Origin of the sequence: Pseudonocardia humida (assembly GCF_023898865.1) — a bacterium.
Classification (GTDB): domain Bacteria; phylum Actinomycetota; class Actinomycetes; order Mycobacteriales; family Pseudonocardiaceae; genus Pseudonocardia; species Pseudonocardia humida.
Genome location: NZ_JAGSOV010000081.1, coordinates 1 through 13,284, shown reverse-complemented (window position 1 = coordinate 13,284; position 13,284 = coordinate 1). Strand labels below are relative to the sequence as shown.

Annotated in this window: 14 protein-coding genes; 8 read left to right on the top strand and 6 right to left on the bottom strand. The window is 72.8% G+C overall.

All coding sequences use genetic code 11. The annotated features are described in order from the left end of the window. Positions 1 to 26 precede the first annotated feature (26 nt). The 4 genes from KDL28_RS35460 to KDL28_RS35445 form a co-directional block, all read right to left on the bottom strand. Complete coding sequence (locus KDL28_RS35460) at positions 27 to 716, bottom strand: SDR family oxidoreductase (RefSeq protein WP_252445761.1); 690 nt, start codon at positions 714 to 716, stop codon at positions 27 to 29. A 94-nt stretch (positions 717 to 810) separates the two neighbouring features. After that, entirely contained in the window at positions 811 to 1,407 is a 597-nt protein-coding gene (locus tag KDL28_RS41870) for a C40 family peptidase (protein WP_252445760.1), read from the bottom strand. A gap of 483 nt (positions 1,408 to 1,890) precedes the next feature. Beyond that, positions 1,891 to 2,970, bottom strand: a complete 1,080-nt coding sequence (locus KDL28_RS35450) for an inositol-3-phosphate synthase (RefSeq protein WP_252445759.1) — start codon at positions 2,968 to 2,970, stop codon at positions 1,891 to 1,893. A gap of 97 nt (positions 2,971 to 3,067) precedes the next feature. Then, complete coding sequence (locus KDL28_RS35445; protein ID WP_252445758.1) at positions 3,068 to 3,670, bottom strand: PadR family transcriptional regulator; 603 nt, start codon at positions 3,668 to 3,670, stop codon at positions 3,068 to 3,070. 155 nt (positions 3,671 to 3,825) lie between these two features. Here KDL28_RS35445 and KDL28_RS35440 point away from each other — a divergent pair, with 155 nt between their 5' ends. The 4 genes from KDL28_RS35440 (at position 3,826) to KDL28_RS35425 (ending at position 9,126) form a co-directional block, all read left to right on the top strand. Next, complete coding sequence (locus KDL28_RS35440; RefSeq protein WP_252445757.1) at positions 3,826 to 4,242, top strand: DUF5318 family protein; 417 nt, start codon at positions 3,826 to 3,828, stop codon at positions 4,240 to 4,242. A 468-nt stretch (positions 4,243 to 4,710) separates the two neighbouring features. Continuing rightward, positions 4,711 to 6,954: a transglycosylase domain-containing protein gene (locus tag KDL28_RS35435; protein ID WP_252445756.1), complete on the top strand. Its 2,244-nt coding sequence runs from the start codon at positions 4,711 to 4,713 to the stop codon at positions 6,952 to 6,954. Positions 6,955 to 6,992: 38 nt separating this feature from the next. Next, complete coding sequence (locus KDL28_RS35430) at positions 6,993 to 8,468, top strand: glycosyltransferase family 87 protein (RefSeq protein ID WP_308216110.1); 1,476 nt, start codon at positions 6,993 to 6,995, stop codon at positions 8,466 to 8,468. Positions 8,469 to 8,529: 61 nt separating this feature from the next. Further along, entirely contained in the window at positions 8,530 to 9,126 is a 597-nt protein-coding gene (locus tag KDL28_RS35425; RefSeq protein WP_252445755.1) for an NUDIX hydrolase, read from the top strand. Here KDL28_RS35425 and KDL28_RS35420 read toward each other — a convergent pair. Beyond that, a complete protein-coding gene (locus KDL28_RS35420; protein ID WP_308216109.1) occupies positions 9,080 to 10,483 on the bottom strand; it encodes a glycosyltransferase family protein in 1,404 nt (467 codons plus the stop codon). The genes KDL28_RS35425 and KDL28_RS35420 overlap by 47 nt on opposite strands. A gap of 40 nt (positions 10,484 to 10,523) precedes the next feature. Then, positions 10,524 to 11,294 (bottom strand): deoxyribonuclease IV, encoded by a 771-nt coding sequence (locus KDL28_RS35415; protein WP_252445754.1) that lies wholly within the window; start codon positions 11,292 to 11,294, stop codon positions 10,524 to 10,526. A gap of 238 nt (positions 11,295 to 11,532) precedes the next feature. On the opposite strand from KDL28_RS35415, the gene rpsF reads away from it, so the two are divergent. From rpsF to rplI, 4 genes are read left to right on the top strand one after another with little or no spacing between them, the layout of a single operon-like run. Beyond that, entirely contained in the window at positions 11,533 to 11,853 is a 321-nt protein-coding gene (gene rpsF / locus KDL28_RS35410; RefSeq protein ID WP_252445753.1) for a 30S ribosomal protein S6, read from the top strand. Positions 11,854 to 11,863: 10 nt separating this feature from the next. Then, entirely contained in the window at positions 11,864 to 12,406 is a 543-nt protein-coding gene (locus KDL28_RS35405) for a single-stranded DNA-binding protein (protein WP_252445752.1), read from the top strand. A gap of 57 nt (positions 12,407 to 12,463) precedes the next feature. Further along, complete coding sequence (gene rpsR, locus KDL28_RS35400) at positions 12,464 to 12,703, top strand: 30S ribosomal protein S18 (protein ID WP_252445751.1); 240 nt, start codon at positions 12,464 to 12,466, stop codon at positions 12,701 to 12,703. Between the two features lie 31 nt (positions 12,704 to 12,734). Beyond that, a complete protein-coding gene (gene rplI / locus KDL28_RS35395) occupies positions 12,735 to 13,187 on the top strand; it encodes a 50S ribosomal protein L9 (protein ID WP_252445750.1) in 453 nt (150 codons plus the stop codon). Positions 13,188 to 13,284: the final 97 nt, after the last annotated feature.

The window sequence follows — 13,284 nt, the reverse complement described above, 5'->3', positions numbered from 1 at the left end:
GTCAACCGATCGGTGGACGCCCGGCGTCAGCCGCCCGCCGGGCGCAGCACGACCTCGGTCACCGCGGCGTCGTCGGACGCCCGCACGGCCAGGGCCACGGCCGCGGCCACCGACTCCGCGCGCAGGTAGCGCTCCGGCCGGTACTCGCCGCTCTCCTGGCGCACGACCTCGCGCTGCATGTCGGTGTCGGTGCGGCCGGGGTGCACGGAGGTCACCCGCACCCCGTTGCCCTCCTCCTCGGCGCGCAGCGCGTCGGCGAACGCGCGCAGCGCGAACTTGCTCGCCGCGTAGGAGGCCCAGCCCGGGCGGGCGGAGTACCCGGCGCCGGAGTTGAGCAGGACGACCCGGCCGCGGGCGGTGCGCAGCGCGGGCAGCAGCAGCCGCGTGAGCTCGGCGACGGCCACCACGTTCACCTCGAACTGGCGCCGCCAGGTCTGCGCGGTCGTCTCGGCGACGGTGCCCATGAGCCCGACCCCGGCCGAGTGCACGAGGACGTCGAGCCGGTCGAGCCCGCCGACCGCCCCGGCGACCGCCGCGTCGTCGGTGAGCTCGACCGGCCACGCGGTGGCCGAGGGCAGTTCGGCGGCGAGCGCGGCGAGGGCGTCGGCGTCGCGACCGCCGAGGAGGAGGTCGTGGTCGTCGGCGAGGGCGCGGGCGACGGCGGCGCCGATACCGCGGGACGCGCCGGTGATCAGGGCGAGCGGGCGGTCGGTCACGGCGGCGACTCTAACCACCGCGGCGACCGGAGCGGACACGCGCGGCCCCGCCGGGACCGTGGTCCCGGCGGGGCCGCCGCGCGTCGGTCGCCGGTCAGATGCGGCGGGCCGAGTTGAAGGTCCGGTCGTTCAGGTCGGAGATCTTCACCGGGGCCTTGCGCGTGCTGGCGTGCACCACCTTGCCGTCGCCGATGTAGATGGCGACGTGGCTGACCGGGCGGTAGAAGAACACCAGGTCGCCGGGCCGCAGGTCGGCCTTGGAGACCGGGGTGCCGACCTGGGACATCGCCCGGCTGGTGCGCGGCAGCGACACGCCGGCGTTCTTGTAGGCCCAGTTGACCAGGCCGGAGCAGTCGAAGGCGTTCGGGCCCGCGGCGCCGTAGCGGTACGGGGCGCCGACCTTGCTGAGGGCGAGGTCCATGGCGGTGGCGGAGGGGGCGCGGGTGGGGGCGACCGGGGCCGCCGCGGCGGCCAGGGTGACCGGGGCGGCCACGGTGGCGGCGGGGGCCGACACCGCGGGGCTGGGAGCGGCCGGTGCGGCTCCGGCCGCGGGGAGCAGTGCCGCGACGGCTGCCGCGGTGGTGGCGGCGGCGACGACGGCCGAGCGGACCGCCAGGCGCAGGCTGCGCGGGCGGGTGACCGTCTGCGTCGGGGCGTGCGTAGTACCGGGTACTGCGGGTGAGGGGGGCACTGACGTGTCTCCGGGGTGAGCACCGCCGGACTCCCCGGCGAACCGGGGGTGGGAGGCGGGGACCGGGTGCCGGCCGCCGTGGGAGCGGGCCGATCGGTGTCCCCGCCCGTCCGGGCGGTGACCTCGCGCCCGCCGTCCCGGGTGGACGGGCGGTGCTTCGAGGCCGTCGGCCACATTAAGAACAGATATCGATCGGGTATATGACCGATATCTCATCCACCCTATGAAGTTGTTGTGATGGGCGCCACTCGGCCGTTGCCACCTTCGAGCGAATTACGTCGTTGTGAATAGGTTGCGGCCGTCCATTCATCGACAGAGCGGCTGACCAGCGGTCGATGTCTCGCGCCGAGTGGTTTCGAACGGACCGATCGGGTGAACAACGGGCGGCCCGGGCGCCGTCCGAAACATTTGTCGAGATGAAAACAAAGGGCCCCGGTCGCGGCGGTGCCACGACCGGGGCCGGTGCCCGGGAGCGGGGAGCGCTCAGCGCTCGCGCTCACCCCGGATGAACTCCTCCACCGCGCGCCGCGCCTCGTCGTCGCTGTACTGCTCCGGCGGCGACTTCATGAAGTAGCTCGACGCGGACAGGATCGGCCCCCCGATCCCCCGGTCCAGGGCGATCTTGGCCGCGCGCACCGCGTCGATGATGATGCCCGCGGAGTTCGGCGAGTCCCACACCTCGAGCTTGTACTCCAGGCTGAGCGGCACGTCGCCGAACGCGCGCCCCTCCAGCCGCACGTAGGCCCACTTGCGGTCGTCCAGCCAGGCCACGTAGTCCGACGGGCCGATGTGCACGTTGTCGCGGCCGAGGTCGCGGTCGACCTGGGAGGTGACCGCCTGGGTCTTGGAGACCTTCTTCGACTCCAGCCGCTCGAGCTCCTTCATGTTCAGGAAGTCCATGTTGCCGCCCACGTTGAGCTGCATGGTGCGGTCGAGCTGGACGCCGCGGTCCTCGAACAGCCGGGCCAGCACCCGGTGCGTGATCGTCGCCCCCACCTGGCTCTTGATGTCGTCGCCGACGATCGGCACGCCGGCGGCCCGGAACTTCTCCGCCCACACCGGGTCCGAGGCGATGAACACCGGCAGCGCGTTGACGAACGCCACCCCGGCGTCGAGCGCGGCCTGGGCGTAGAACCGGTCGGCCGCCTCGCTGCCCACCGGCAGGTAGGACACCAGCACGTCGGCCCCGGTGTCGCGCAGCACCTGGGCCACGTCCACCGGCTCCTCGTCCGACTCGGTGATCGTCTCGCGGTAGAACCGGCCCAGCCCGTCGAGCGTGTGCCCGCGCAGCACCGGCACGTCCAGCGGCGGCACGTCGGCGATCTTGATCGTGTTGTTCTCGCTGGCCCCGATGGCCTCGGAGAGGTCCCGGCCGACCTTCTTGGCGTCGACGTCGAACGCGGCCACGAACGTCACGTCGCGGACGTGGTAGCCGCCGAAGTCGACGTGCATCAGGCCGGGGACGCGCGTCGCCGGATCGGCGTCGCGGTAGTAGTGCACGCCCTGTACCAGCGACGCGGCGCAGTTGCCGACGCCGACGACGGCGACACGGACCTGGCTCATGGCCGGCTCCTTCTCGATCTGTTGGTCTGTCGTGTGGGATGGGTCTGGTGCCCGCCCGGCGACGGCGCCGGGGGGACGGTCGGGTCCGGGGCGGTGGTCATCGGGCGGGGTCACGGTCGTCCCGCGCGGCGGCGGTGCCGGGGTCGTCGCGGTCGGCGGAGGGGCGGCGCTGCTCGGCCCGCTCGTGCTCGATCAGCTCGTTGAGCCAGCGGACCTCGCGCTCGGTGGAGTCCAGGCCCAGCTGGTGCAGCTCGCGGGTGTAGCGGTCGATCTGCTCGCCCGCCCGGCCCAGCACCGAGCGCAGCCCCTCGCGGCGCTCCTCCACGCAGCGCCGCCTGCCTTCGAGGATCCGCATCCGGGCCTCGGCCGGGGTGCGGGAGAAGAAGGCCAGGTGCACGCCGAAGCCCTCGTCGTCCCAGGCCTGCGGGCCGGTCTCGGCGAGCATGTCGGCGAAGCGCTCCTTGCCCTCCGCCGTGATCCGGTAGACCCGCCGCGCCCGGCGCGACCACGCCGTGTCGGGATCGGCGGGCTCGGCCTCCTCGGCGATCAGCCCGGCCCGGGTCAACCGCCGGAGCGCGGGATAGACCGAGCCGTAGGAGAACACCCGGAAGCCACCGAGTCGCAGCCGCAGCTGCTTGCGCAGCTCGTAGCCGTGCACCGAGGCCTCGGAGAGCAGCCCGAGTATCGCCAGCTCCAGCACCGCGGACCCTCCCTTCGGGCATCGGATCGATGGAGTACCCGACTATATCGATCCGATACATCCACGCCGGGGCCGCGAGAGGTCGGTCATCCTCCGATCGGCCGCACCGGAGACGTTCCGGCCGACCGCCGTGACGCCCCGCGTACGCTGGCCCGGTGCGTACCCAGCGGCAGGTGGTCGACTACGCGTTGCAGCGCCGTGCGCTGCTCGCCGACGTCCACTCCGGTCGAGTCGGGACGGGCGCGGTCTGCGACGCGAGCCCCTACCTGCTGCGAGCTGCGCGGTTCCACGGTGAGCCGACCGACGAGACCTGCCCCGTCTGCCGTCGCGACCGGCTGACGCACGTCTCCTGGATCTTCGGCGACCAGCTGCGGCACGCCGCCGGATCGGCCCGCCACCCGGACGAGATCGACGCGATGGCGAACTCGCACGACGATTTCTCCGTGTACGTGGTGGAGGTCTGCGGAACCTGCACCTGGAACCACCTGGTGCTGTCCTACGTCACGGGTACCGGCGGCGCTCCCGACAGCCGCCCCCGCCGGTCCGACCGACGCCGGACCGCCGCCGAGTGATCCTGTCCCCCCCGACGCCGAGCCCACGGAGCAGCGGTGAGTGATCAGCGCGACCACCGGGATGGCCCCGCGCCTGGGCCGCATCCCGGTAGGCCACCTCGTCCCGGGGGCGGTGCTCCGCCGCCCGGTCCCCCGCCGCCCAGGGTCCCCCGCCACACCGGCCCGCACCGACCCCCGCAGGGTCCCCCGTACGCCGCGCCCGGCGCCTCCCAGCCCCACCGCGCCCCGGCCGGCTTCGGCGCCAGCGGCGCCGCCCCGTCCCTGGAGGAGGCCGGCACCGTCCCGGTCGGCAGCGGTTTCGCCGGCGGTGGTGCTCCACCACCGACCCGTGCCACCGGCCCGGCCCGGCAGGACGCGCCGCGTCCCGGTGCGCGTCCGGGCGGCAAGCGCCCCGGCGGGCCGGGCGGCAGGCGCCCGGCGGGACCGAAGCAGAAGGGCCTCAAGGGGATCATCGCCTGGTGGCGGGACATGACCTGGAAGAAGGTCCGCCGGATCAGCTACGTGCTGCTCGGCGCCATCATCCTGGGACCGTTCCTGGCCTTCGCGATCGGCTGGATGATCTTCAAGGTGCCGGACGCCCAGGACGCGGCGATCAGCCAGGTCGCCACGATCAACTTCTCCGACGGCGCGACCCCGGTGGCGACGGTGCGCCCGAAGATCACCGACGCCAACGGCGACGAGGTGTCGATCAACCGCACGATCGTCACGCTCGACCAGATCCCCCAGCACGTGCGCGACGCGATGCTCGCCGCCGAGGACCGCACGTTCTACTCCAACTCGGGCTTCGACCTGTCCGGCATCGGCCGCGCGGTCTTCAACCAGCTGACCGGCGGCACCGGCGGCGGGTCGACGATCACCCAGCAGTACATCAAGATCTCCACCGGGCAGGACGACTTCAGCCTGTGGCGCAAGTACCGGGAGGTCGTGCTCGCGGTGAAGATCACCCGTGAGCAGAGCAAGGACAAGATCCTCGAGAACTACCTGAACACGATCTACCTCGGTCGCGGCGCGTACGGCATCCAGGCCGCCTCGCAGGCCTACTTCGGCAAGGACGTCAAGGACCTGACGGTGTCCGAGGGCGCGATGCTGGTCGGGATCAACCCGTCGCCGTCGAACTGGGACCCGAAGAAGAACCTGGCCAAGGCCCAGGAGCGCTGGGAGTTCGTGCTCAACAGCATGGTCGAGACGCAGACGCTCACGCCCGCCGAGCGCGCGACCATGGTGTTCCCGGACCAGGCCAGCTGGGACCGCGAGCAGGCCGACAACGTCGGCGTGCCGTCGGACGACCGCTACCACATCTACGAGAAGGTGGTCGCCGAGCTCAACGGGCTCGGCATCAGCGAGGACGAGATCAAGACCAAGGGCCTGGTCGTCACCACCACCATCGACCGCGAACGCCAGGTCGCCGCGGTCGACGCGATGAAGGACGTCCTCAAGGACCAGCCCACCAACCTGCGCGCGTCGCTGGTGTCGATGGATCCGCGCAGCGGCGCGGTCGTGGCCTACTACGGCGGCCCCAACGGGCTGGGCGTCGACTACGCGTCCGAGGCGCTGCGCCAGCCCGGCTCGACGTTCAAGCCGTTCGTGCTGGCCGCGGCGCTGCAGGGGGACGACAACATCGGCCTCGGCAGCGTCTACAACGGGAGGTCCGGGCAGGAGTTCGCCGGCGGCGTCACGGTCGACAACTCCGAGGGCTTCGACTGCTCCGAGTGCGAGGTGAAGGAGGCGATGACGAAGTCGATCAACACGGTGTTCTACAAGATGGCGCTGGACACCGGGTTGCAGAACGTCATCGACGCCGCGAAGCAGGCCGGCATCCCGACGGACAAGTTCGAGGCGCGCGGCGGCATCGCCCTGGGCGACCAGGAGGTCCACCCGATCGACATGGCGACCGCCTTCGGCACGTTCGCCGCCGACGGCGTGCGCCACCAGCCCTACTTCGTGCAGAAGGTCGTCACCGCCGACGGCGAGGTGCGCTTCGAGCGCCCCGACCCCGTCGAGGGCGAGCGGGCGATGGACCCCAAGGTCGCCCGCAACGTCACCGAGTCGATGATCGACATCTCGCAGAGCTCGCGGATCCCGCTCGACTCCGGCCGACCGGTCGCGGTCAAGACCGGCACCGTGCAGCTGCCCGGTAGCAACAGCGGCGAGAACAAGGACGCCTGGACGGTCGGCTACACGCCGACGCTGTCGACCGCCGTCTGGGTCGGCACCGACGCCAGCGACGCGATCAAGGACGCGGCCGGGCGCAACGTGTTCGGCCGCATGCTCCCCGGCGCCATCTGGCAGAGCTACATGCGGGAGGCGCTGGAGGGCACCAAGAAGGAGGAGTTCTCCGAGTTCGAGCCGATCGGCGAGGCGCCGGGCTCCAACCAGGTGGAGAGCGACGACGGCCAGGACGACGACGGCGACAACGACGACGAGCACAACGACGACGGCGACAACGACGACGAGCACAACGACGACAACGGCGACGGCGACAACGGCGACGGTGACGGCGACAACGGCGACGGCGACAACGACGGCGACAACGGCGACGGCAACAACGACGGCGACAACGGCGACGGCAACAACGACGACGACGAGGAGACCCAGGACTTCGGCTTCCCGGGGCGCGGCGCCGCCGGCGCCGCCGGCGCCGAGGGCGGTCCCGGCAACGACCCCGCAGCCCGCCTGCGCGACCGGGTCGGCCCGGGGGGCAACGACCGATGACCCGGGCCGGTCGGGAGGCCGGCCCGCCCGTCCGGCGCGTGATCCCCACGTGGACCGAACCGCTCGCCGCCGCGGCCAGCCGCATGGTCGGCGGTCCGCTCGGCCGGCACGCGCTCGTCGGCCGTAGCGCCTTCTGGACCCCGCTGCGGGTGCTGCTGCTGCTGGCCGTCGCCACCCTGGCGCTGGCCTGGCTGGCCAAGTCGCCCTGCCTGCAGCAGTACCGCACCGACAGCGGCCAGCTCGCCCTCGACTGGCGCGAGGGCCGCCAGTACGTGGCGATGTGCTACTCCGACACGGTCCCGCTCTACGGCATCGAGGGCGTCGACCGCGGCGCCGTGCCCTACCGCGACCCGTGGGTCGAGGGCCAGGGCACCTCCCAGGAGCGCCAGCGCTACATGGAGTACCCGGTGCTCACCGGGTTCTTCCAGTACGCCAACGCCCGGCTCGCCGACGGCTGGCTGTGGCTGGCCACCCAGGTCCCGCTGCTGCCCACCGCGCTGCCGGTGGTCGTGTACTTCGACATCAGCGCGTTCTGGCTGGCCCTGGCCTGGCTGGTGGTCGTGTGGGCGGTCCGCGCGCTGCGCGGCTCCCGGCCGTGGGACGCGGTGCTCGTCGCCGTGTCGCCGCTGGTTGTCGTGCACGCGTTCACCAACTTCGACACGCTGGCGGTGGCCTGCGCGACGGCCGGCCTGCTCGCGCTCTCGCGGCGGTGGACGCTGCTGGCCGGGGTGCTGATCGGGGTGGGCGGGGCGTTCAAGTTCTACCCGATGATGCTGCTGCTGCCGGTCCTGCTGGTCGCGCTGCGCCGCGGGGAGCCCTGGACCGCCGCCCGGACGATCTCCGGTGCGCTGCTGGGCTGGCTGGCGATCAACCTCCCGGTGGCGCTGGCCTGGCCGGTCGGCTGGTCGGAGTTCTTCCGGCTCAACCAGACCCGGCCCGCCGACCCCGACTCGCTGTACTTCGTGATCAGCTACTTCACCGGCTGGGCCGGGTTCGACGGCCCGCTGACCGCCGGGCAGCCCCCCGCCGTGCTCAACGCGGTCACCGCGGCGCTGTTCGTCGTGCTGTGCGCGGCCATCGCCGTGCTGGCCTGGAAGGCCCCCCGGCCACCGCGGCTGGCCGCGCTGGCGTTCCTGGTGGTGGCCTCGTTCCTGCTGGTGAACAAGGTGTGGAGCCCGCAGTACTCGCTGTGGCTGGTGCCGCTGGCCGTGCTCGCGCTGCCGCGTTGGCGGCTGCTGCTCAGCTGGATGGTGGTCGACGCGCTGGTCTGGGCTCCACGGATGTACTACTACCTGACCCCGGAGGAGCGCGGGCTCCCGCCGGACTGGTTCCTGGGCACCGTCCTGGTCCGCGACGCGATGGTCGTCGTGCTGTGCGCGCTGGTGGTCCGCTCGGTGCTGCGCCCCGAGCGGGAGGACCCGGTGCGCGCCTTCGGCGACGACGACCCCGACTGGCCCGCCCGGCCGGCGCCGCGCGCCGTCGAGGGGCCGGAGCGGGTGGCCACCCCGGCCTGACCGCCCCGCTCGTCGAGCTCGTCACAGCTGCGCGGACGCCGCCGTGGTGCAGGATCGGGGGATGCTGCACCGCGAGGACGTGTCCGCCGCTCTGGGGAGGTTCGAGCGGATCCCGGCCGACCGGCCCGACCTCAAGTCCGCCGCGGTGGCCGTCACCCTGGTCGAGGACGCCGCCGGGACGGCGTTCCTGCTCACCCGCCGGGCGGCCACGCTGCGCGGGCACGCCGGCCAGTGGGCGCTGCCCGGCGGCCGCGCCGACGAGGGCGAGACGCCCGGCGAGACGGCCCGCCGCGAGCTCTTCGAGGAGCTCGGGCTGGGCCTCGGGCCGGACGCCGAGCTGGGCCTGCTCGACGACTACGCCACCCGTTCCGGCTACGTCATCACCCCGGTCGTGCTGTGGGCGGGCGCCGCGGACGACCTCGTGCCCAACCCCGCCGAGGTCGGCGAGCTGCACCGCGTCCCGGTGTCGACGATCGACATCGAGCCGCGCTTCCTGACGATCCCCGAGTCGGACGACCCGGTGATCCAGCTGCCGCTCTTCGGCCGGTTCGTGCACGCCCCGACCGGCGCCGTGCTCTACCAGTTCCGGGAGGTCGTGCTGCGGGGGCGGACTACCCGGGTGGCGCACCTGGAGCAGCCGGTGTTCGCTTGGCGCTGAGCGCGGCAGCGGTGTCCTCGGTGAGGGCGTCGGTCGTGCGCAGGAACACCACGAAGAGCACCACCAGCAGGGCCGCCCGGCCCCACACCCCGATGACCAGCGCCTGCGCGGCGAAGCCGTCGTAGATGCCGAAGCCCTCGCCCGTGCGCAGGGTGTGGAACCAGCGGAAGATCCCGATCCCCATGGCGAAGTCGGCGACCAGGTAGCCGGCGATCAGCGCCCACGGCACCCGCAGCAGCGCGAAGAAGGGCAGCAGCCAGAGCACGTACTGCGGCGAGTGGACCTTGTGCAGCAGCAGGAAGCCGCACAGCATCGCCGCGCTCACCCCGACCCACGGGTACACGCCGGTGCGCTTCCAGCGCCACCAGCCGATCGCCACCGCCACCGCGAACGACAGCAGCACCAGCGTCGGCGAGAGCCAGTCCATGGTGGCCTGGAACTCCGGGTCCTCCGGGCCCGAGTCGGGCCGGAAGCCCCAGAACCAGATGGAGTTGGTCGTCAGGTCGACCTTGCGCAGGGACTGGAACGAGAACGACGCCCGCCAGCCCGCGTAGCCCGCGACCGCGAACGGCAGGTTGACCAGCACGACCGTGACCACCGCGGCCAGCGCGACGCGCACCGCGGCCCACCAGTCCAGCCGGCCCGGGCGCGACGCCGTCAGCACGTACAGCGCCAGCGGCAGCACGAACGCGCCCGGGTAGAGCTTGAACGCGAAGCCCAGTGCGAGCAGCACCGAGGCGATCGTGCCGCGCTCGGCGATCGAGCGCTGCGTGCGCCAGCCGTGCATCACGAACACCGCGGCCACCGCGCAGGCCACCACCGGCAGGTCCCAGTTGTGGAAGGCGTAGAGCACGATCGGCGGCCCGAGCGACCAGACCAGCGCCCGCCACCGGGTGAGCCTGCCCAGCAGGTAGGCGGTGAGCAGCCCGAACGGGGCCATCAGCAGCGCCGAGCCGAGCAGGTAGCCGCCGTCGGTGTCGGCGCCGATCGCGCCCGCCCAGATCAGCAGGCCGGTGAGCACCGGGTACTCGACCGTGCCGCCGACGAGCTGGCCCTCCGGGGTGATCGAGCCGTGCACGTACGGGAACACGTGCTTGTCGATGTCGCGCCCGATCCACAGGTGCTGGATGTCGGAGTAGCAGACGTCGCGGTCGGGGCGTATGTCGTAGTCCGGGGCGCTGCGGCCGCTCTCGTCGAACTCCGGCCCGACGCAGCGCGCCTTGTTCTCGTAGCCCAGCAGCATCGTGACGCCGCTGAGCAGCACGATCACCGCCAGGACCAGCCTGGTGACGGGGAGCCGGGTCGGTGCGGGCGCTGCGGACACCTCCTCGTCGCGGGACGGCGCGGTCCGGGTCACCGCCCGGGCCCTCCGGCCGTGGCCACCTCGTCGGACGGGATCACCGGGCGAGCCGCTCGCGCAGGAACGCGATGTCGTCGGCCTGGCCCTCGGCGGGGGTCTCCACCACGACCGGGGCGCCCGCCGCGGCGCAGACGGCGACCAGCTGCTCCGGGGGGATCGTGCCGTCGGCGACGTTGGCGTGCCGGTCGCGGGCCGAGCCGAACTCGTCGCGCGAGTTGTTGAGGTGGACCAGGTCGATCCGCCCGGTGATGGCCTTGGCCCGGTCGACCACGTCGACGAGGTCCTCCCCCGCGGCGAACGCGTGGCAGGTGTCCAGGCAGAACCCGACGTCGAACTCGCCCACCGCGTCCCACAGCCGGGCGAGCGCGTCGAACCGGCGGGCCATGGCGTTGTCGCCGCCCGCGGTGTTCTCGATGAGGATCGGCACCGCGAACCCGCCCTCGCCCACCTGGCGCTCGATGAACTTGCGCCAGTTGGCGAACCCGGCCGCCGCGTCCTCGCCGCGGGTGACGTGCCCGCCGTGCACGACCAGGCCGATCGCCCCGACCTCCGCCGCGGCCTCGGCGTGCTGGACGACCAGCTTGCGCGACGGGATGCGGATGCGGTTGTTCAACGAGGCCAGATTGACCACGTACGGGGAGTGCACGACGACCGCGACACCGCCGGTGCGCAGCTGCTCGGCCTGGGGGTGCGCCGGGGGCTTCTTCCACCCCTGCGGGTCGGCCAGGAACATCTGCACGATGTCGGCCCCCCGATCGGCGGCGGACACGACCGGGTCGTCCTCTCGCACGTGGGCGCCGATGAGCATGCGGGCCAGCGTAGTGACCGCCCCCGACGCTCCCGCGCGCCCACTCCGCCGCGGCGGGTGGGGCGCGGGCGGGATCGCGGGCGCTGGTACCCTCGGCGTGTCGCTCCGACCGGCGTCCACCTGGGCGCCCGCCTTCCCCGCCGCCGTCACGGCGGCGCTTTTCTGTCGGGGTGCACTGAGAACCTCCTGTCGCGGATGGACCGCGACCGTTCCAGTCCATAGGAGGTGAGTGGTTCTCATGCGTCATTACGAGCTGTTGGTCATCCTCGATCCCAGCCTGGACGAGCGCACTGTGACGCCGTCCCTGGAGACCTTCCTCAACGTCGTGAAGACCGACGGGGGAACCGTCGAGAAGATCGAGGTGTGGGGCAAGCGCCGGCTGGCCTACGAGATCCTCAAGAACGCCGAGGGCATCTACGCGCTGCTCGAGGTCGCCTGCGAGCCCGCGACCGTCGCCGAGCTGGACCGCCAGCTCGGGCTGAACGAGTCGGTCCTGCGCACCAAGGTCCTGCGCCGCGAGCCGAAGCGGGCCCCCGCGCCCGCGCCCGCCGCGAGCTGAGGCGGCGGCGATGGCCGGCGAGACCGTCATCACCGTGGTCGGCAACCTGACCGCCGACCCCGAGCTGCGCTTCACCCCGTCCGGGGCCGCGGTCGCCAACTTCACCGTGGCCGCCACGCCGCGCACCTTCGACCGCGCCTCCGGCGAGTGGAAGGACGGCGACGCGCTGTTCATGCGCTGCAACGTGTGGCGCCAGGCCGCGGAGAACGTGGCCGAGACGCTCACCCGCGGCATGCGGGTGATGGTGCAGGGGCGGCTGCGCCAGCGGTCGTTCGAGACCCGCGAGGGCGAGAAGCGCACCGTGGTCGAGCTGGAGGTCGACGAGGTCGGCCCGTCACTGCGCTACGCCACCGCCAAGGTCAACAAGGTCAGCCGCGGCAGCGGCGGCGGTGGCTTCGGTGGTGGTAGCGGCGGCGGCAGCGGTGGCGGCGGCTACAGCGGTGGCGGCGGCGGTGGGGGCGGCTACGGCGGCTCCGCGCCCGCCGACGACCCGTGGGGCTCCGCTCCGCCAGCCGGCAGCGGCCCGGCCGCCGACGACGAGCCCCCCTTCTGACCCGAGCACCACCCCGCCCCCGGGCGGGACCAGAGCACAACCAGGAGTACCCCACACATGGCCAAGCCCGTTCTGCGCAAGCCGATGAAGGCGAAGGTGTGCGCGTTCTGCAAGGACAAGGCCCAGGACATCAACTACAAGGACACGGGTCTGCTGCGGAAGTTCATCTCCGACCGCGGCAAGATCCGGGCCCGTCGCGTCAGCGGCAACTGCCGCCAGCACCAGCGTGACGTCGCGGTCGCGGTCAAGAACTCCCGCGAGGTCGCACTGCTGCCCTACACCTCGACCGCGCGCTGAGCCGGGCGAACCGGTAGCGGAGGACATCGGAATGAAGCTCATCCTCACCGCCGACGTGCCGAACCTCGGCGCGCCCGGCGACATCGTCGAGGTCAAGGACGGCTACGGCCGCAACTACCTGCTCCCGCGCAAGATGGCCGTGGCGGCCACCCGCGGCGCGGAGAAGCAGGTCGCCTCGATCCAGCGGGCCCAGAAGGCCCGTGCCATCAAGGACCTGGGCCACGCCAAGGAGGTGGCCGGCCAGCTCAAGGAGCTGACGGTCACCGTGAAGGCCAAGGCCGCGGGCGACTCGGGCCGGCTGTTCGGTTCGGTCACCGCCGCCGACGTGGTGAAGGCCGTCCAGGCCGCCGGGGGGCCCGCCCTCGACCGGCGCGCCGTCGACGTGCCCAGCCAGATCAAGTCGGTCGGCACGCACCAGGTGACGGTCCGGATCCACCCGGAGGTCACCACCGAGCTCGACATCGAGGTCGCGCCGACCTCCTGAGCCGCGTGGTCGCCGCGTCGACCACCAGTAACGCTCCGTGAACGGGGGGGGGGGGGGGCCCGGGGGGGGGGCCCCCCCCCCGCCGCCCGGCCGCGCG